The organism is Jiangella aurantiaca (genome assembly GCF_004349105.1).
Lineage (GTDB): Bacteria > Actinomycetota > Actinomycetes > Jiangellales > Jiangellaceae > Jiangella > Jiangella aurantiaca.
This window is the reverse complement of sequence record NZ_SMLB01000059.1, coordinates 1-17,973: the sequence shown is the minus strand read 5'-3', so window position 1 is coordinate 17,973 and position 17,973 is coordinate 1. Positions and strand designations below refer to the sequence as shown.

18 protein-coding genes are annotated in these 17,973 nt (G+C 69.3%); 11 read left to right on the top strand and 7 right to left on the bottom strand.

What is annotated here, in order from left to right:
* Position 1: 1 nt before the first annotated feature.
* Positions 2-700 (bottom strand): HAD family hydrolase, encoded by a 699-nt coding sequence (locus E1262_RS26700; protein WP_132107414.1) that lies wholly within the window; start codon positions 698-700, stop codon positions 2-4.
* A gap of 174 nt (positions 701-874) precedes the next feature.
* Between E1262_RS26700 and E1262_RS26695 the strand changes: the two genes are divergently transcribed.
* The 6 genes from E1262_RS26695 (at position 875) to E1262_RS26670 (ending at position 7,143) form a co-directional block, all read left to right on the top strand.
* A complete protein-coding gene (locus E1262_RS26695; protein ID WP_132107390.1) occupies positions 875-1,984 on the top strand; it encodes an aminotransferase-like domain-containing protein in 1,110 nt (369 codons plus the stop codon).
* A 180-nt stretch (positions 1,985-2,164) separates the two neighbouring features.
* Positions 2,165-3,049 carry a carbohydrate ABC transporter permease gene (locus tag E1262_RS26690; RefSeq protein ID WP_162606097.1) on the top strand — a complete coding sequence of 295 codons (885 nt, stop codon included), beginning with the start codon at positions 2,165-2,167 and terminating at the stop codon, positions 3,047-3,049.
* Positions 3,046-3,864 (top strand): carbohydrate ABC transporter permease, encoded by an 819-nt coding sequence (locus E1262_RS26685; protein ID WP_132107386.1) that lies wholly within the window; start codon positions 3,046-3,048, stop codon positions 3,862-3,864. Before E1262_RS26690 ends, E1262_RS26685 begins: the two co-directional genes overlap by 4 nt.
* Before the next feature lie 28 nt (positions 3,865-3,892).
* Positions 3,893-5,215, top strand: coding sequence for an extracellular solute-binding protein (locus E1262_RS26680; RefSeq protein WP_132107384.1), 1,323 nt, complete (start codon positions 3,893-3,895; stop codon positions 5,213-5,215).
* Positions 5,212-6,321, top strand: a complete 1,110-nt coding sequence (locus E1262_RS26675) for an ABC transporter ATP-binding protein (protein WP_132107382.1) — start codon at positions 5,212-5,214, stop codon at positions 6,319-6,321. The genes E1262_RS26680 and E1262_RS26675 overlap by 4 nt, the downstream gene beginning before the upstream one ends.
* Before the next feature lie 42 nt (positions 6,322-6,363).
* Positions 6,364-7,143 (top strand): HpcH/HpaI aldolase family protein, encoded by a 780-nt coding sequence (locus E1262_RS26670; RefSeq protein WP_162606096.1) that lies wholly within the window; start codon positions 6,364-6,366, stop codon positions 7,141-7,143.
* Positions 7,144-7,201: 58 nt separating this feature from the next.
* Here the strand turns inward: E1262_RS26670 and E1262_RS26665 are convergent, their stop codons facing one another.
* On the bottom strand, positions 7,202-7,621 hold the full coding sequence (locus tag E1262_RS26665; RefSeq protein ID WP_132107378.1) for a hypothetical protein: 420 nt from the start codon (positions 7,619-7,621) through the stop codon (positions 7,202-7,204).
* A gap of 346 nt (positions 7,622-7,967) precedes the next feature.
* On the opposite strand from E1262_RS26665, the gene E1262_RS26660 reads away from it, so the two are divergent.
* Positions 7,968-10,268, top strand: coding sequence for a winged helix-turn-helix domain-containing protein (locus tag E1262_RS26660; RefSeq protein ID WP_162606095.1), 2,301 nt, complete (start codon positions 7,968-7,970; stop codon positions 10,266-10,268).
* Here E1262_RS26660 and E1262_RS26655 read toward each other — a convergent pair.
* The 4 genes from E1262_RS26655 to E1262_RS26640 form a co-directional block, all read right to left on the bottom strand.
* Positions 10,265-10,975 carry a hypothetical protein gene (locus E1262_RS26655; RefSeq protein WP_132107374.1) on the bottom strand — a complete coding sequence of 237 codons (711 nt, stop codon included), beginning with the start codon at positions 10,973-10,975 and terminating at the stop codon, positions 10,265-10,267. The two genes, E1262_RS26660 and E1262_RS26655, sit on opposite strands and share 4 nt — an antisense overlap.
* A 71-nt stretch (positions 10,976-11,046) precedes the next feature.
* Positions 11,047-11,466 (bottom strand): DUF7144 family membrane protein, encoded by a 420-nt coding sequence (locus tag E1262_RS26650; RefSeq protein WP_132107372.1) that lies wholly within the window; start codon positions 11,464-11,466, stop codon positions 11,047-11,049.
* 78 nt (positions 11,467-11,544) lie between these two features.
* The gene (locus E1262_RS26645) at positions 11,545-12,384 is read right to left on the bottom strand and encodes a mechanosensitive ion channel domain-containing protein (protein WP_132107370.1); all 840 of its coding nucleotides are present in this window, start codon (positions 12,382-12,384) and stop codon (positions 11,545-11,547) included.
* Positions 12,385-12,418: 34 nt separating this feature from the next.
* A complete protein-coding gene (locus tag E1262_RS26640) occupies positions 12,419-13,720 on the bottom strand; it encodes a cation:proton antiporter (RefSeq protein ID WP_132107413.1) in 1,302 nt (433 codons plus the stop codon).
* A 236-nt stretch (positions 13,721-13,956) separates the two neighbouring features.
* Between E1262_RS26640 and E1262_RS26635 the strand changes: the two genes are divergently transcribed.
* The 4 genes from E1262_RS26635 (at position 13,957) to E1262_RS26620 (ending at position 17,569) form a co-directional block, all read left to right on the top strand.
* The gene (locus E1262_RS26635) at positions 13,957-14,283 is read left to right on the top strand and encodes a carboxymuconolactone decarboxylase family protein (RefSeq protein WP_238993067.1); all 327 of its coding nucleotides are present in this window, start codon (positions 13,957-13,959) and stop codon (positions 14,281-14,283) included.
* 75 nt (positions 14,284-14,358) lie between these two features.
* Complete coding sequence (locus E1262_RS26630; protein ID WP_132107367.1) at positions 14,359-16,722, top strand: arylsulfatase; 2,364 nt, start codon at positions 14,359-14,361, stop codon at positions 16,720-16,722.
* Positions 16,723-16,783: 61 nt separating this feature from the next.
* Positions 16,784-17,320, top strand: coding sequence for a hypothetical protein (locus tag E1262_RS26625; RefSeq protein WP_203454493.1), 537 nt, complete (start codon positions 16,784-16,786; stop codon positions 17,318-17,320).
* Positions 17,321-17,323: 3 nt separating this feature from the next.
* Positions 17,324-17,569, top strand: coding sequence for an SHOCT domain-containing protein (locus E1262_RS26620; RefSeq protein ID WP_132107363.1), 246 nt, complete (start codon positions 17,324-17,326; stop codon positions 17,567-17,569).
* 56 nt (positions 17,570-17,625) lie between these two features.
* On the opposite strand, the gene E1262_RS26615 is transcribed toward E1262_RS26620, so the two are convergent.
* Positions 17,626-17,973 (bottom strand): DUF7144 family membrane protein (locus tag E1262_RS26615; protein ID WP_203454492.1); only part of this gene is annotated, 348 nt, incomplete at its 5' end.

Here is a 17,973-nt window from a genome sequence, read left to right as displayed (position 1 = left end):
CTCAGCCGCCGATACGCGCGGTCGCGGCGATGATCAACGGCTCGATGTCGATGACGGACTCGAGGATGTGGGTGTGCGGCGCCGCCTGCAGCGTGGCGCGGTCGTCCGCGCCGCTGGTGACGCCGGCCACCACGCCGGCACCGGATCGCCAGCCTGCCACCAGGTCGCTGCGCGTGTCGCCGACGACGGCGACACCGTGCATGTCCGTGACCTGGAGTTTGAGCGCGGCGGTCAAGATCATGTCGGGATAGGGACGGCCACGGCCGGCATCGCTGGGGCTCAAAGCGACGTCGACCGCGTCGCGCCACCCGAGAACATCCAGGAGAACCTCACGCGTGGAGACGGCGAAGCCTGTGGTGAGGGCGACTCGCACGCCGGCGTCCCGCAGCCGGCCGAAGAAGGGGCCCACGTCCGGGAACGCGGTGACGCCGTGGATATCGACGAGTTCTTCGTACCGTCGCTCGAACGCGGTGTTGGCCCGGCGCGCGGACTCCTCCGGCAGGATCTGCCGGAAGGCGTCGATCTTGCTGCGCCCTCGGTTGCGGGCGAACGTCTCCATCGCAGCGTCGAGCGCTGGTCCCTCGGGGACGCCGCCGGCCAGCAGGCCATCGCGGAAGGCCGCGCCCACCAGGCCGTCGTCACCGAAGACGGTACCGGCCATGTCGCAGACCACCAGTTCCGACGACGGGGTCGCTCGCATCACGTCTGCCTCCTCGAGGTGGGCCCGCCGTCGGCAGTCGACGGCATGGGGAACGATAGTGCTTGGGTCGGCTCGCGTCTAGCAACAGAATTCCACAGCCGGTAGTCTCGGCCCGAGCCGATCCGCTCGACCGGCACACGGCGGGGTGGCGGGTGACCACAGGGAGGAGTGGTGATGGCACGCTCGATCGTCGCGGACTTCACCCGCTCCATACCGCCGGCGCCGGACGAGCTCGGCGCAGCGCTGTCCAGCACGCTGCGAGAGATGGCGACCGGCGCGGATCTCGGGATGCTCGTGCGCGAGAGCAGGTCCGGCGGTGGTCCGGCCGACCGTGCCGCCGCGGCGGCCTGGCTGGCGCGGCGCATGCCGGCGCCCGATCCGTCGCGGGTGGTGCTGACGAACGGCACGCAGAGCTCGCTGCTGCTGGTCCTGCGCCACCTCACCCGCCCGGGCGACGTCGTCCTCGCCGAGGGGCTGACGTACGGGGTGATGCGTCAGCTGGCGGAACGGGCGCGTCTTGGGCTGCGCCCGGTGGCGCTCGACGCGGACGGCATGCTCCCGGACGCCCTCGACGCGGCCTGCCGAGACGCCCGTCCGGCCCTGATCTACTGCAATCCGACCTACCAGAACCCCACGACGTCGATCATGAGCGCCGGGCGCCGTGCGGAGATCGTCGCAGTGGCGCGTCGGCACGGCGTGCCGATCTTCGAGGACGACGTGCTCGGGGCGCTGCATACGGACGCGCCGCCGCCGCTCGTCACCCTCGCCCCGGAGCTCACCTGGTACTCGATGGGGTTGACCAAGGCGCTCGCCCAGGGCTTGCGCGTCGGGTATCTCGTCGGTCCCGGTGCGCCGTCGGTTCAGCGGCTGCTCGGCCCCGTCGCGCGACTGTCGTACTGGGTGGCGAACCCGCTGTCCGCGGAGGTGCTCCGCCGCTGGATCGCCGACGGGCGGGCGGCCGCGATCGCTTCAGCGATCCATCGGGAGTCCAGCGCCCGGCAGATACTCGCGCGCGAGTATCTCGCCGGATACGAGTTCCGGGCGCAGGAGGCGTCGATGCATCTGTGGCTACGGGTGCCGCCCGGCCACTCGCCTCGCGGCTTCACCGCGACGGCGGCCGGACTTGGCGTGCTGGTGCGACCCGCCGAGATGTTCACCGTCGACGACTACCCGGCGCCGCCTCGGGTCCGACTCTCCCTGAGCACGCCCCTCGATCGTGGCGACGTGCGGCGCGGGTTGGAGGTCCTGGCGGCGATGCGGGATGAACCGCCGTCACCTGCATGAACGCGGTGTGAACAGTCGGCTACACCTGCCGCCTAGGCAACGAGATTGCTGGACACTCCTGAGGCTGGGCAGTAGCGTTCCCTGACGTCGACCCGGTCCATCGTCTCGAGGACGGCCCTGATGTCGCTCCGCGTTCTGCCGTCGCCTCGGCCGTTGCGACGGCCACCAGAGCTCGGCCCTGTGCCGTCCCGCACCCGGTTCCGGCTGCCCGCGGTGGCGTTGCTCGTCCCGGGCTACGTGCTGCTGTTCCTGTCCGTCGTCGCGCCCGTGCTGGTCGTCCTGGTCCTCGCCCTGTTCGACTACGACCCGTTGCTCGGCACCGCGGATTTCGTTGCGCTGGACAACTTCGGCCGTGTCCTGTCGAGCGAGGAGTTCCGCCGCGCGCTGGTCAACACCGCCGTCTACATGCTGTTGACGGTGCCGGTGACGTTGGCCGCCGCGATGCTGGTCGCGCTCGGTATCCACTCTGTGAGCTGGGGCGGGACGTTCTGGCGCAACGTCTACTTCCTGCCTGTCGCCTCCACGATGGCCGCGATGGCGGTGGCCTGGCGGTGGCTGTTCTACGCCGACACCGGCGTGATCGACGCCACGGTCGGGCGCCTCCTCGGGCTGGAGGACTGGCTGCATTCCACCACGCTGGCGCTGCCCGCCGTCGCCGTCGTCGGCACCTGGGAGAACGTGGGTTTCGCGGTGGTGATGTTCCTCGCCGGCCTCGCGGGCGTCCCTCCGCACCTGGTGGAGGCGGCGCGGCTCGATGGCGCGGGCGCGTGGAGCCGGTTCTGGCACGTGACGTGGCCCGCGCTGGGACCCGCCGTGGTGTTCACGTTGATCATCACGACACGCAACGCGCTGAAGGTGTTCGACCAGGTGCGGGTGATGACCGAGGGGGGCCCTGTCAGCAGTTCGACCACTCTGTCCTATCTGCTCTGGGAGCGTGGCATCCGCTTCCTCGACGTCGGTGGCGGCTCCGTCGTCACGCTGGCGCTGCTGGTGCTGATCCTGGCGTTGACGGCGATCCAGCTCGCCACGGTGGGTGCGCGCTGGGAACGGGCGGGAACGCGATGACCGCCCGAACCGTCTCCCGTCAGGCGCTGACGCACCTCGCGCTGGCTCTCGGCGGCGTGGTCATGCTGCTGCCGTTCGCGATCATGCTGTGGACCGCCTTCGTCCCCGAGCGGTTGATCTTCGGCGGTGCCGGACTGGGCGACCTGACGTTCGAGAACTTCCGGCTCGCCGTACGCGAGTGGGACTGGGTGCGCGCCTACCGCACCAGCGTCGTAGTGGCGGCCATCACGTTCGTCAGCCAGCTCCTCACCTGCCTGCCGGCCGGTTACGTCCTCGCGCGGCACCGCTTCCGCGGCCGCAACGTCGCCCTCTGGGTGATGTTCGGGTGCCTGATCGTGCCCAGCCTGGTCATCGCGATCCCGACCTACGTGATGATCTCCAGGGTCGGGCAGCTCGACACGATCGCCGCGCTGGTCTGGCCGTCCCTGACGTCGGCCTTCGGGATCTTCCTCTTCCGCCAGTTCATCCTCACCCTGCCGCAGAGCATCTTCGACGCCGCCCGGCTGGACCGGGTCGGTGAGTTCGGCATGGTCTGGCGGGTCGTCCTCCCCAACGTCAGGCCGGCGATCACCGCGTTCGGCATCTTCAGCGTCGTGTCGAGCTGGAACGACCTGTTCTGGGCCTCGGTCGTGCTGCAGAGTCCGGCCAACGCCACCGTGCCGTTCGCCATCACCCAGTTCGCCGACCAGGAGGCCGGCGTCCGCTACGGGGCGCAGATGGCCGCGGCCACGCTCGCGGTCGCGCCCCTGATCATCGCCTTCCTGGTCGCGCAACGGCAGTTCGTCCGCGGCATCAGTCTCAACGTCGCCGATTGACCACACCTCCCGTCACGACAGGAGCACCATGAGTCACACCATTGCCACCAGCCGGCGCCGCGCCGGCCGCCACCTGTGCATCGTCGTGGCCCTCGCCTTCGCCGCGGCGAGTTGCGGCAGCGACGACGCCACCGACGAGCGGGCAGAGGTCTCCGACGACGCGCCGGTCAGCGTCGAGATCCTGATCCCGGACACGTCGTCGAACATCGTCGACCCGGCATTTGCTGTGCTCACGCCCGAGTTCACCGAGCGGACCGGCACCACGGTCGAGTTCGTCAACTCCGGCGGCGACTACGGCGCCGTCGAGGAGCGCATCCTCGCCGCGCGGGTCGCCGGGAACCTCCCCGACGCGGCGATCATCAGCTCGGCGTCGATCCGGACCTACGTCGACGCCGGCCTGGTGCAACCGTTCGACCCGCTGATGGGGGAGGACGACTCCTTCGACCCGGCGACCATGGTGCCGTCCCTGTTGAACTTCGGCGTCTACGACGACCAGACGTTCGGCTTTCCGCTGACCGCATCGTGGGTCGTCATGTATTACAACGCCGAGGTCTTCCTGGCCGCGGGGCTGGATCCCGACGACCCGCCGAGCACATTCGGCGAGCTCGAGGCGGCGGCCCGGCAGATCGTCGAGTCCGGCGCCGCGCGGCACGGTGCGGCGTTCCGCTTCTCCGACGACCCCAACATGTGGCGGCTGCAGAACGTCGTCACCTCGGGCGGCGGAGCGCTCGTCGACGACGACGAGTCCGAGCTGACCTTCGACGACCCTGCCCTGGTCGAGTTGGTGGACTTCCTCGCCGAGCTCGCGGCGGACGGCGTCGTCGCGCCCTACTACGACGCCAGCTCGATCAGCGAGGCCTACTTCCGTGGCGATGTCGGGATGACCTTCGACGCCAGCTCGGGCGCGCGGACCCACGCCGAGAGCGCCGGCTTCGACTACCGCATCGCCCCGTATCCCGTGCTCCACGACGGCGACGACCGCGTGCTCCTGGCCGGCGGAGCGTCGATCGTGATGTTCACCGACGACCCGGTTCGCCAGCGGGGCGTGTGGGAGGCGGTGCGCGAGCTCATCGGCCCGGCGGGAGGGACCGCCTACCAGGCGGAGCAGGGAGGCGGCGTCGTCGTCCTCGACACCAGCGCCAACGAGACGGTTGCCGAGCAGCACGCCGAGCTGGCGCTCACCCCTGAAGACGTCGACGCCTTCGCGCCGATGTTCCAGTTCCCCGGCCGTTCGGCGCAGGAGATCTGGAGCATCCTCGGTGACGAGATCCTCGCCACGCTGCTGAGCGGCAAGGACCCGGCCGAGGCACTGGCCGACGCGGAAGCCGCCGCCGAGTCACTGCTGCCATGACGACCACCTCGCCGGCCGTGCAGCCGTCCGCCCGAACCGACACGTCGCCGCCCGTGGGCGTCTCCTGCACGAACCTCGCCAAGCGGTTCCCCGACGGCACGGTGGCGCTCGACGACGTCACCGTCGAGTGCCCAGCAGGCGGCATCACTGTCCTCCTCGGCCCGTCCGGCTGCGGCAAGACCACCCTGCTGCGCTGCGTCGCCGGGCTCGAGACGCCCACCTCCGGTGCCGTCCTCATCGGCGGACGCGACGTGTCCGCCGTCGACGCCGGACTGCGCGGTGTCGCCATGGTCTTCCAGAACCACGCCCTCTACCCGGACAAGACCGCCGAGGGCAACCTCGCCTTCCCGCTGAAGATGGCCGGCGTGCCCAAGCACGAGCGGACCAGCCGCGTTGCGGCTGTCGCCGAGCTGCTGCGGATCGACGGCCTGCTGAAGCGGCGGCCCGGCCAGCTGTCCGGTGGGCAGCGGCAGCGAGTCGGCATCGGCCGGGCGCTCGTTCGCGAGCCGGACGTGCTCCTCATGGACGAACCGTTCTCCAGCCTCGACGCCGAACTCCGCGTGGAGATGCGCGCGGAATTCCTCGCCCTGCAACGCCGGCTCGGCATGACCACCCTCTACGTCACCCACGACCAGGTCGAAGCACTGTCGCTCGCCGACCAGCTGGTGGTCCTCCGGGCCGGCCGCATCGAGCAGGCCACGTCCGCCGAAGAGATGTTCAGGCGCCCCGCGACCAGCTTCGTCGCAGCGTTCCTCGGCGGCATGAACCTGCTCACCGGCACGCACCGGGCCGGCCGGCTGCACCTGCCCGGGCATCCGGACGGGCTGCCACTGCCGCCGTCGGTGCCGGTACCGACCGGGGACGTCACGGTCGGCGTGCGGCCCGAGGATCTGCGCCCCGGCCCCGGGACCGGCGCCGACCTGGTGCTGGAGCTCACCACCGTACTCACCGAGCTGCTCGGGCGGGAGCGGCTGGTCCACGGTCAGCTGGGTGAGCTCCGGGTGAAGGCGCGCCTGCACGCCGACATCGACGTCGGTGAACGCCTGATCGTGCATGCCAGCCCGGCCGATCTGCACCTCTTCGGCCCCGACGGCCTCAGGTCGTAGCACTCGGTGCCGCACCACCCCGTTCCGATGATTGGAGTCAGCATGAGAGTGAACACCATGAAGGCCAAGGTCCTGCGCGGCGAGATGGTCTTCGGACTCGCGATGGACTCGGCGGACCCGATCATGGTCGAGTACGCCGCCATGGCCGGGCTGGACTTCGTCCGGATCGACTGCGAACACGGACCGGCGACCCTCGGCGACCTCGAGCACCTCGCCCGTGCGGCCGAGGCCGCGGACGTCACGCCCACCGCACGGCTCGCCGCCAATCGACCCGACGTCGTCACGCAAGTGCTCAACCGTGGCTTCGCCGGACTGACGTTCCCGCACATCGCCACCGCCGAGGATGCGGCCGCAGCGGTGCGGTCGGCGAAGTTCGCCCCTGACGGCGACCGCGCCATCACCAGCCCGGCCGGCCGCGGCATGCACGCCCGCTGGTCTCTCGGCGTCCCCGCCGAGGACGCCTTCGCCTTCGCCAACCGCGAGACGCTCGTGACGTGTCTGATCGAGGATCCGGCCGGCGTCGAGAACGTCGAGGCCATCGCGGCGGTCCCGGGCGTGGACCTGATCACCTTCGGCGCCGGGGACCTGTCGGCGACGGCCGGGCACATCGGCGACTTCAACCACCCCGACGTGCGTGCCCTGATCCGCGACGGCATCCGCCGGGCACGCGCGGCCGGCAAGCCGGTAGGCATCTCCGTCGGCAGCAAGTCCATGGAACGTGCCGAGGAGTTCATCGCGGCCGGCGTGACCGTGGTCCAACTGCTGCCGGCTCCGCTCCTCGTCGACGCGGTCGCACGCATGCGCGACGCCTTGACCGGCTGACCGCGGACCAAGGACCGCAATCGCGCACAAGTCAGGATGGCTCTGCTTCACAACGTTCTCAGACGGGCGTTGTCATCGGACCCGTCGCGAGGGTGCGGTCTCCGGGCCTCGTCGCGACCTCGATCACGGCGGCGCCCGAGACGAGCTCGATGACGATCGGTGTGTCGCCCAGCCGCTTGACCTCGCCGGAGTGCGCACGACGTTCCCCGGCGAGGCAGTCGACTGGTACGAAGACATTGCGGAACATGAATGGTGCCTTGTTCCAGACGAGGACGTTGGAGACCCAGCGGCCGCAGCCGCGTCGCCATGTGCTGGCGAGCCCGTCGACGTTGCCACTCACGCCTCGAATCGCCCCGACGAAATGGCCTGGCCGCCGTCTGAGCCACCGCTTACGTCCGAGCACAAGCGCCCCGAGCGCTACGACGGCGGTCAGATCCACGCCGAGGACGACGAGCAATGCGATCAACACGGCTTTCATCCGCCCTTCCCGCGCACCGCCTATGTCGGGGTCGGCACCGTGGTGCTCGCCTTCACGGTCTCGTGATCCGGAACCCGCACCGCAGCCGGGGGCTCGGATCGCCAGGTCGCGTCCTCGTCCTCGCCTCCTCGCAGACGTGCCTCACAGGCGGAGGCGGCGTCTCCGGACGCACGGCGTTCCCCGTTCATGCGACCACGATGACGCCACACCGGGTTGGTCGCATCATCCGACCGGGATGAAAGACCCGTGCGCCGGCTTCACCCAGAGCGGGTGAGGCCGGACCCGCCCTCTGGAACGCATGCTGATTCTGGCGGCGGCTCGTCCACTGCATGACGGGGAGGTGGCGATGAGCGGTCTGCAAGTGTCCCACGCGTCGGCGTCCTCGCGTGATTCGCTGCGCCGCCTCTCCACGGCGCCGGTGCTGGGCGGGAGCCCACAGGTCGACGTCATCGAGTCCAAGCTGCACGCGCCGCCGCCGCGCGCCGGGAACGTGTCCAGGCGCACCCTGATCGACCGGCTCAGCAGGTCCGCGGCACCTGTCGTTGCGATCCATGCCGCGGCCGGATACGGCAAGACGACCCTGCTCAGCGAGTGGAGCCGGGTGGAGAACAGGCCTGTCGCGTGGGTTTCGCTCGACGGCGGCGACAACGACCCGGTCGGGCTGCTCAGCCATGTCGCAGTCGCCCTGGACCGCATCGAGCCGCTCCCGCCGACGGTGTTCACCGCCCTCGCGTCCCGCAGCGGCTCGGTGATGTCGACGGTGCTTCCCCGGTTGGGTTCGGCGCTGGCCGCCATGACGACACCGGTGGTCCTGTTGCTCGACGACGTGCACAGCCTCGTCGAACACGCGTGCCTGGATGCCATCGCCGAGCTCGCTCAGCGGCTTCCGTCCGGCTCGCAGCTGGCCGTCACCTCGCGAACCGTTCCCGGCCTGCCGCTGGCACGGTGGCGCGCCAACGGCGTGCTGGCCGAGATCGACGTGTCTGACCTGGCCCTCGATGCCACTGAGGCACGGACGCTGCTCCGGAACGCCGGGGTGGACCTCCCGGACGAGGCGATGGCGGAGCTCACCCGCCGGACGGAGGGATGGCCGGCCGGGCTGTGCCTGGCCGCGCTGTCCCTCGCGGCGGGCGGACACACGCGACCGCTGGGCCCGGCCTTCGCGGGCAGCGATCGGTTCGTGGCCGACTACGTCCAGGCTGAGGTGCTCGCCCAGCTACCGGGCGACCTGGTCCGCTTCCTCACCCACACCGCGATCCTGGACCGGATGTGCGGATCGCTGTGTGACGCGGTTCTCCAGCGCTCCGGGTCGTCGCAGCTCCTCGGGTCGGCCGAGGACTCCCAGCTGTTCCTCTTGCCACTCGATCACCACCGCGAGTGGTACCGATATCACCATCTGTTCCGCGACGTGCTCCTCACCGAGCTGACCTCACGACGGCCCGGCGTGGCGCCGGTCCTGCACAGTAGGGCGGCCGACTGGTTCGAGCGGCAGGGCATGCACGAGGAGGCCCTTCACCACGCCTGGGCCGCCGGTGACGAAGACCGCGCTGCGCTGCTGCTCGAGCAGTTGGCGCTGCAGCTGTACCGCACGAGCCGGCTCGACACCCTACGAGCCTGGCTCGACAGGTTCGACGAGAAGGTGATGGAACGGCACCCGTCCCTGGCCGTGCTGGCCGGGTGGACGGCCGCCCTGACCGGTGACGCCATCGGTGCGGCATGGTGGGCCGATCTCGCCGAGCGGAGCTGCGCCACGAGTCCGCCGCACGGCGGCACCACGGCCGTCTCGACCCTGCACCTGCTGCATGCCCTGACGTGCCGGCGCGGCGTGGACCAGATGCGGAAGGACGCCCAGGCGGCGGTGCGCCTGGAGCCGGAGGCCGGCCCCTGGCGCCCGGCCGCCCTGATGCTCTACGGCGCAAGCACCCTGCTGGCCGGCGACGCTGAGCAGGCAGACGCGATCCTGGCCGATGCCGTCGAGGCCGCCGAACGGATCGATGCGTTCCCCATGTCGTCGCTTGCTCTCGCCGAGCGGTCCCTCGCTGCCATGAGCCGGGGTGACTGGACCGCTGCCGAGACGCTGACACGTCGCGCCCGAATCACGGTCGAGCGCGGCGGTCTCGAGACCTACCTGCCGAGCTCGATCACCTTCGCCGTGGTGGCGCGGACGGCTCTTCACAGCGGGAACGTGCTCCTCGCCCAGCAGGAGGTCATCCGGGCTCACCGGTTGCGTCCCATGCTCACCCGTGCCATCCCGTGGCTCGCGGCCCAGACGATGATCGAGCTGGCCCAGGTGCAGCTCGCACTGTCCGATCGGGCCGGAGCGTGGACTCTGCTCGCCGACGCCCGCGACATCGTGGCCAGGGTGCCCGACCTGGGCACCCTCGGGGACCAGCTCGGCGAGCTGCAACGCCGTCTCGGTCAGTTCCAGGTACGTGGTGTTCCAGGACCGACGTCATTGACCGCCGCCGAGCTCAGGTTGCTGTCCTACCTGCCGACGCACTTGTCGTTCCGTGAGATCGGTGAACGCTTCCACCTGTCGCCCAACACGATCAAGTCCCAGGCCATCTCCATCTATCGCAAGCTGAGCGTCTCGGCTCGCACCGACGCGGTCCTCAGAGCTCGCGACATCGGCCTGCTCGAGGACTAACGGGGCTGGACGCGGGTGAGGGCCGCGTCGACCGGGATGCGGCGTGCTCGAAGGAGCAGGAGGCCGCTGAGCATCAGCAGCCAGACTGGGAACACCACGACCAGGGCGGGGTAGAACGAGACGCTCAGCAGCAGGAACAGCCCGACGCCGAAGCCGGTCCACGTGAACCAGCGCGGCAGGATTCCCGCGCTCCGACCGATCTTCGATGTGGTGATGACGAACATGGCGGCCATCCGCATGGCGAAGACGAACAGCAGGGAGTTGCCGTACTGGGGGAACTGGCGAGCCGTCACCGGATCGATCTGGGCGTCCGCGAACTCGACGCTGGTGGCCAGGGTCGCCGTGGCGCCCGCGCCGGCGAAGAACAGCGCGATGAAGACGATGCCGCTGACCAGTTGGACATTGGAGATCAGGGCGTTCTCCCGCGCCACCGAATGGGCGATCCAGGTCCGCAGGGCCACGATGAACCACAGGAAGGCGATCCCGGCGAACGGCATCAGGTAGAGGCCGACGAGCACGAGCAGTCTCCGGTCGCTCGAGCTGTAGAAGGCGACGATCTCGGCGTCGGATGAGTCCGGCTCGGGTACGCCTGACAGCAGTGCGTACGAGAGCAGCAACAGGACCGCATGCGCCGCACCCAGGCCCGCGGTCAGCAACGCGGCTCGCCGGAGAGATCGATGGCGTTCGAGCGGGGTGTCGCTGGTCACCGTCGGCTCCTCAGCCCGGCCGCGAGGGTACCGGGCTGACGGCCCGCCGCCCCCGCGGCCCGGCACGGCGCTCAGTCGAGCGCGACGTTGCGGCCTTGAGTCGCCAGTGCCCAGATGACGAAGACGTCGAGGGCGATGATCAACAGCGACCATACGGGGTAGTAGGGGATGAAGGCGAAGTTGGCGACGGCACTCAGGCCCGCCAGCATGATGCCGACCACCCGCGCCCAGGTCTGCCCGGCGAACACCGCGAAGCCGGCCCCCGCCACGACGATGCCGGCGATCAGGTGGATCCATCCCCAGGTGGTGAGGTCGAACTCGAGCAGATGGTTCGGAGTCGTCACGTAGAAGTCGTCCTCGATCAGGGCGGCCAGACCGGAGATGATGTGGAACACCCCGATCATGATCATCATGGTGCCGGCGAAGACGATGAGGCCGACGGCCCCGCCTCTCGGCTCTGAGACTCGCCCCGTGTCCTGGTACTGGCTCATCCGCTCCTCCTGGATCATGCGTCCCCCAGAGTTCTCGCTCCGAGATCGTCAACGTAGGAGACGGCGGCCGATCCCTCATCATCCGATGGGGATGAAACCGTGCGGTGTGGGTGGACCCAGGGCGAAGCCGAGGTGAAGGGCCCGTAGCGCCTTCGCCACATCGGTGGCCACGGCGGAGCTGGCGGTGGCGCCGTCGGGCGGGTCGTGCCAGAAGCCGATCGTCAGGCTGAGCCGATCGAGGCCGATCTCGACCGTGGAGACGCCCGGTGCCGGCTCGGCGAGGACCGCGTCGGCGCCGGCCACGGCCGTACGCACTCGCTCCACGATGTCCACATCCACCTCGCCAGTGATGTGTGCGACGAGCTCGGAGCGGCGGGCGCCGAGGATCGTGTGGTTCGCCACCGGTGCCTCGAGCAGCTTGACGTTCGGCAGGTGGACCTGACGCCCGTCGGCCGTCCTGATCACGACGCTGCGGCCGTTCATCGCCGCCACGACGCCCGTGTGGCCAAGAGCGGCGATCTCGTCGCCGAACCGAACCGTACGGCGGGTCTGCAGGACGATGCCGGCGGCGAAGTTCTCAGCCACGCTGCGCAGGGCGAGAGCGACCACGACCACGACGACCAGCACGACTGTGAGCAACGGGGCGACGTCGGCGCCGAGCAGCGAGAGTGCGTAGGCGAGGCCGAGGACGATGACGACGTATCCGCCCATCCGGGAGAGCAGGCGTTTGGCGTCGTCAGGGATGCCCGCCACGCGTCCGAGGAGGCGGCTCAGTAGCCGCCGGGTGACCTTCGACAGCAACCAGGCGCCGGCTAGCGTCACGACTGCGAAGAGGGCGTCCCAGCCGCTGACGTCGGCGCGGGCGACGTAGTCTTCGACCTGGTCCATGACGCCGACGGCGGCGGCGAACTCCGTCATCGCACTCTCCGCTCAGCCGATGACTTGACGAGGATCACGTCGGTTCACCGTCGGCACCTCGTTCCGGCGAACGTGCCGAAAGATCCCTGGGGACACGGGTCTCCAGCTGTGCCGCGGGTTCGCGGTGCTCGACGGGAGCGTCTGCGACGGCTCGCCCGTAGGCCGCGGCCAGCGGGCCGGCCGTCAGTCCATGTGCGATGACCGACAGCAGGATGGTCCAGGTGGCCACTTCGACGAGCCGTTCCGAGGCCAACCCCCCGGCCTCGAACGACTCGAACACGATGAGCGTGAACAAGACCGATGCCAGACCCCTCGGGCCGAACCATCCCATGAACGCGATCGAGCCAGGTCTCAGGCCGGTGCCCGCCAGCGCCAGGGCCACCGGCACGAGCCGCACCAAGGTGAGGCTGACCAGCGCATAGACGATCGCTGACGGATGAATCTCGTGGGTCAGCACGGGGGCGACGAGCAACGCGCCGAACAGGGCCCAGATCAGGTACGAAGCGAACAGCCCGAGATCCTCGGTGAACTCGGTTGCCTCTCGCAGCCGACCCGCGGACGCGGAGGCGAAGAGGATGCCCGCGGCGAACGCGGCCACGAAGCCGTTGCCGCCGGCCGCCACCGCGGTGGTGTAGGACAGCAGCGCCGTCGCCAGCACCGCCAATCGCTCGGACATCGGTGATGTCCATTCGCGCCGCCGTGCACCGGAGATGAGATGCCCGGCACCGAGGCCGATGAGGGCGCCAACCGCGATCGCGGTGCCGAGCTCCCGAGCGGATTCGGCGACCCAGCCGTCCGGACCGGCCCCCTCCGCGGCCACGACGACCGCCAGGAAAAGCGTCACGAGCGGCGTGGCCAGCCCGTCGTTGAGGCCGCTCTCGACATTGAGGGCCCGCCGGATGCGCGCCGGGACCGAGCGGTCGGTGAAGACCCCGAGTCCGAGGGCGGCGTCCGTGGGGGCGAGCATGCTGGCCGCCAGTGCCGCGGTCGCCCAGCCGGCTGCGGGGATGAGCCACCAGCCGGCCATCGCGCCTGCTAGGACGGTGAGGGGGAATCCGAGTAACAGCAGCCGGGCAGGAAGGGTCGCGTCGAGGCGGACCTCTCTCCATCTGAGGCTGGAGGCGTCCGCGAAGAGGATCAGCGCGAGCGTCACCTCGGCGATGATCTTCACCGCCTCGACGTCGGTCGCGACGTCCAGGATGCCGAGGCCGTGCGGGCCGATCAGGGCGCCTGCCGCGATGAACACCATCGGCGCGGTGATGGACCAACGACCCAAGCGGGCCGCCACGGCGGAGTAGCCGATGAACACCACGGCGAGCACGGCGAGCCCTGTCACCCGTTCAATCGAACACCCCGAGCGGACGAGCGCATCATGCGAACCGGATGAATCCGCGACCCCATGACCGAGCACCCGCGCTTTTCATCCGGTCCGGATGATGTGGTGCCCGGGCCCGTGCTGTGGCATGGGTCAGCCGGCCGAATCGTCGGCGACGCGAGCGGCCTCTCGACGGGAGTCGGGCGATGGTGACACGGCAAGACCGATTCCACGAAGTCGTGCTGCGCAGCTTGGCGGTGCACGACGAGCAGTTCATCGAATCGGTGCTGGGTATCCGGCTCGAGAACATCGGCGCGTCGAAACTGGACCCGAAGACCCGGGCGCTGGTGCAGCTCGGAGCGCTCCTGGCGGTGGACGCCGGCGCACCTTCCTACCAGTGGATCGTCGATGCGGCGTTCGCTTCCGGGGCCACGGTGGAGGAGATCGCGGGCGCAGTGATCGCGGTGGCGCCCACTGTCGGTGTGGAGCGGCTGGTGTCGGCCGCGCCGAAACTCGGGCTGGCCGTCGGCTACGACGTCGACGCCGCACTGGAACGTCTCGACGACGACGGCGAGATCGGCTGATGTCCGCTCATTGCCGGCGTTCCGGCGCAGCTGCCCGGGCGCTGACCGTCAAGTGTGGAAGAGGTGGAAGGCACGATGAGTGATCTCGTCGAGTACGAGCAGGGGAGCCGTTTCCCGGGGCGTATCGGGCGAACCGCCGACGACTCGTCGCCAGCATGGCCGGCACCGGTGCGGGCTCCGGACGGTGCGCCGAACGTATTGTTCTTCGTCCTCGACGACGTGGGGTACGGGCAGTTGAGCTGTTTCGGGGGCCTCGTGAGCACACCGAACATCGATCGGGTCGCCGCGTCCGGGCTGCGCTACGCCAACATGCACACGACCGCGCTGTGCTCTCCCACACGGTCGAGCATCCTCACCGGACGCAACCATCATTCCAACGGTGTCGCGTGCATCATGGAGCTCGCCACCGGATATCCCGGCTACGACGGCCGCATGCCGTTCGAGAACGGGATGCTCTCGGAGATGCTGGTCGAGTACGGCTACAACACATTCTGCCTCGGCAAATGGCATTTGTCCCCGTCAGAGGACAACACGCCGGCCGGACCGTTCCATCGGTGGCCCCTGGGGCGCGGGTTCGAACGCTTCTACGGCTTCCTCGGCGGTGAGACCAATCAGTGGTATCCGGACCTGACCCAGGACAACGGCTCGGTCACACAGCCGCGGCAGCCGGAGGACGGCTACCACTTGAGTGAGGACCTGGCCGACCAGGCGATCAAACTCATGCTGGACGCCCACGTCAACGCGCCCGAGAAGCCCTTCTTCATGTACTACGCGACGGGCGCCGCCCACGCTCCGCACCATGTCCCGAAGGAGTGGGCCGACAGGTATGCGGGTGCGTTCGACATGGGCTGGGACGCTTACCGCGAAACCGTGTTCGAGAACCAGAAGCAGATCGGCCTCTTCGCCGCCGACTCCGAACTCTCCCCGCGTGACCCGGACGTGCCGGAGTGGACGTCGCTGTCGGCCGACGAGCGCCGGTTGTACGCCCGGATGATGGAGGTGTATGCGGGCTTCCTATCGCACGCCGACCACCACTTCGGCCGCATCCTCGACACGCTCGAACGGATCGGCGAACTCGACAACACCATCATCATGATCGTCTCCGACAACGGCGCCTCGGCCGAGGGCGGGCCGACCGGCTCCTTCAACGAGATGCTCTTCTTCAACATGGTCCCCGAGAGCTTCGAGGACAATCTCGCCAAGATCGACGACCTCGGTGGGACCAGGGCGTACAACCACTACCCGTGGGGTTGGACCTGGGCCGGGAACACGCCCTTCCGGCGCTGGAAGCGAGAGACCTATCGCGGCGGATCTACGGATCCCTTCGTGCTGGCGTGGCCGGCGGGGATGACGGCCCGAGGCGAGATCCGGACGCAGTACGCCCACGTCATCGACATGGTGCCGACCGTGCTGGAGGCGATCGGCGCCGATGCGCCGGCCACCATCGGCGGTGTCACGCAGTCACCGGTGGAGGGTGTCAGCTTCGCGCACACCTTCGACGCCGCTGACGCGCCGACGAAGCACACCACTCAATACTTCGAGATGTTCGGGCACCGCTCGATCTACCACGACGGCTGGCGGGCCGTCTGCCCGTGGCCGGGCCCCAGCTTCACCGAGGCGGCGCGACACGGCCGCAAGATGGGCGACGCCATCACACCGGAGGTCCTCGACCAGCTCGATCGCGACGGCTGGGAGCTCTACCACATCGCCGAGGACCCGACCGAGGCGACGGACGTGGCGGCCGAGTTCCCCGAGCGACTGCGTGAGCTGATCGCGACCTGGTGGGCCGAGGCGGAGAAGTACAAGGTGCTGCCGCTCGACGGCTCGTTGCAGCCACGCCTCGCCGCGGAGCGTCCGCAGACGTCCAAGCCGCGCACCCGCTACGTCTACTACCCGAACGGCGCGGTGGTGCCCGCGTTCGCCGCCCCGCCCGTGTTCAACCGCCCCTACAGCATCGAGGCCGACGTCGAGATCCCCGACGGGGGCGCCCAGGGAGTCCTGGTCGCTCAGGGCGGCGACGCCGGCGGCTACAGCTTCTACCTCGAGGGTGGGCGCCTGCACTACGCGTACAACTACGTCGGCCGAGACCAGTTCACGCTGCACTCCGGGGACGTCGTGCCCAAGGGGCGGCACACGCTGCGATACGAGTTCGAGCCCACCGGCCAGCCAGACTTCAAGAACGGCAAGGGCGTGCCAGGACGTGGTCAGCTGTACGTCGACAGTCAGCTGGTCGCCAACGTCGAATTCCCGCACACCGCGCCGCTGATCTTCGAACTCGAGGGACTGAGCTGCGGCTATGACTTCGGTGCCCCCGCAGCTGACGGTTACGAGCCACCGTTCGAGTTCACCGGAATCCTTCACTCCGTCACGTTCGACGTCACCGGTGAGCTGATCAAAGACGACGAGGCGGAGCTGGCTCGGATCATGGCTCAGCAATGAACCGGGCCGAATGGCCCGCGGCGGCAGTAGGTGAGCCGCTGGACGGACGAGAGGTGGGATAGTGATCGGACCAGTGCAATTGGTGGTGCTCGGCTTCAACAAGCCTGACTTCAAAGGCGAGATCCTCGCCGAGTTCGAACGACTCAGAGCGAGCGACACCGTTCGCCTCGTCGACTCGTTGACCGTCTACAAGGACTCCGACGGCGAGGTATCCACACTCGAGGTCAGCCAGCTCTCGCAGGCGGAGGCGATCGAGTTCGGGGCCGTGGTCGGCGCTCTGATCGGCCTCGGCGCCGGCGGCGACGACGGCGTGGAGATCGGAGCCGAGGCGGGCGCGGAGGCTGGTGCCGAGGGCCTGGACTTCTTCTCCGACCAGGACGCGTGGGACGTCCTGAAGGACATCCCGAACGACTCCGCGGCCGCGCTCGTCCTGCTCGAGCACCGCTGGGCGGTCCCGGTGCGCGACGCCATCGTCCGAGCCGGTGGCTTTCCCGTCAGCGACGGCTTCATCAGTCCGCTCGACCTCGTGGCCGTCGGACTCCTGTCGGCGGCGGAGGCAGAGACCCTCGCCGCCAGCACCCAGCAGAAGGAGATCTGAGCCATGTTCGGACCGAGCAGACGTGTCGCCCGGCGCACCGCCCGGCGAACCACCCGGCGTGTGGACCGCCGACAGGACATGTTGTCGCCGGAGCCGCAGTACGCACCACCACCTCCGGCCGCGGCACCGTCCGCACCGGGGCAGCCGGCCTACGTCGCGGAGCTGGAGCAACTCGCCCGGCTCAAGCAACAAGGCCTGGTCACGGATGAGGAGTACGAGGCGAAGAAGAAGCAGATCCTCGGGATCTGACCCGACCGAACCGCCGACCAGGCCACAGCCCCACAGGTGCTGTGGTCTGGTACATGTCAGGAGCGGACCTCTCGTCCGTGGACGGTGATCGCGAAGATGACCACGACGTCGAGCGCGATCGTGATGGTCGCCCCGACGGGATAGGCCGCGAGGAAGCCGACGTTGACTATCGCGCTGACGACGGCCAACGCCACGCACACGGCGTAGGCCCACAGCCGCCCGCCCATGACCGCCAACCCGGTCAGCGCGACGGCCGCCCCGACGATGATGTGCACCCAGCCCCATCCGGTGTAGCCGACGGTGACGAGCAACTCGTCGGAGCGGACCGCGTAGTAGGAGCCGTTGAACAGCGCGACGATGCCGGCGATGACCTGGAACACCCCGGACATCAGCATGATCGTCCC

Coding starts and splice junctions, on each gene's coding strand:
- E1262_RS26700 (WP_132107414.1), bottom strand. CDS start 700: ATGCGAGCGACCCCGTCGTCGGAACTGGTGGTCTGCGACATGGCCGGT.
- E1262_RS26695 (WP_132107390.1), top strand. CDS start 875: ATGGCACGCTCGATCGTCGCGGACTTCACCCGCTCCATACCGCCGGCG.
- E1262_RS26685 (WP_132107386.1), top strand. CDS start 3,046: ATGACCGCCCGAACCGTCTCCCGTCAGGCGCTGACGCACCTCGCGCTG.
- E1262_RS26680 (WP_132107384.1), top strand. CDS start 3,893: ATGAGTCACACCATTGCCACCAGCCGGCGCCGCGCCGGCCGCCACCTG.
- E1262_RS26675 (WP_132107382.1), top strand. CDS start 5,212: ATGACGACCACCTCGCCGGCCGTGCAGCCGTCCGCCCGAACCGACACG.
- E1262_RS26670 (WP_162606096.1), top strand. CDS start 6,364: ATGAGAGTGAACACCATGAAGGCCAAGGTCCTGCGCGGCGAGATGGTC.
- E1262_RS26665 (WP_132107378.1), bottom strand. CDS start 7,621: ATGAAAGCCGTGTTGATCGCATTGCTCGTCGTCCTCGGCGTGGATCTG.
- E1262_RS26660 (WP_162606095.1), top strand. CDS start 7,968: ATGAGCGGTCTGCAAGTGTCCCACGCGTCGGCGTCCTCGCGTGATTCG.
- E1262_RS26650 (WP_132107372.1), bottom strand. CDS start 11,466: ATGAGCCAGTACCAGGACACGGGGCGAGTCTCAGAGCCGAGAGGCGGG.
- E1262_RS26645 (WP_132107370.1), bottom strand. CDS start 12,384: ATGACGGAGTTCGCCGCCGCCGTCGGCGTCATGGACCAGGTCGAAGAC.
- E1262_RS26630 (WP_132107367.1), top strand. CDS start 14,359: ATGAGTGATCTCGTCGAGTACGAGCAGGGGAGCCGTTTCCCGGGGCGT.
- E1262_RS26620 (WP_132107363.1), top strand. CDS start 17,324: ATGTTCGGACCGAGCAGACGTGTCGCCCGGCGCACCGCCCGGCGAACC.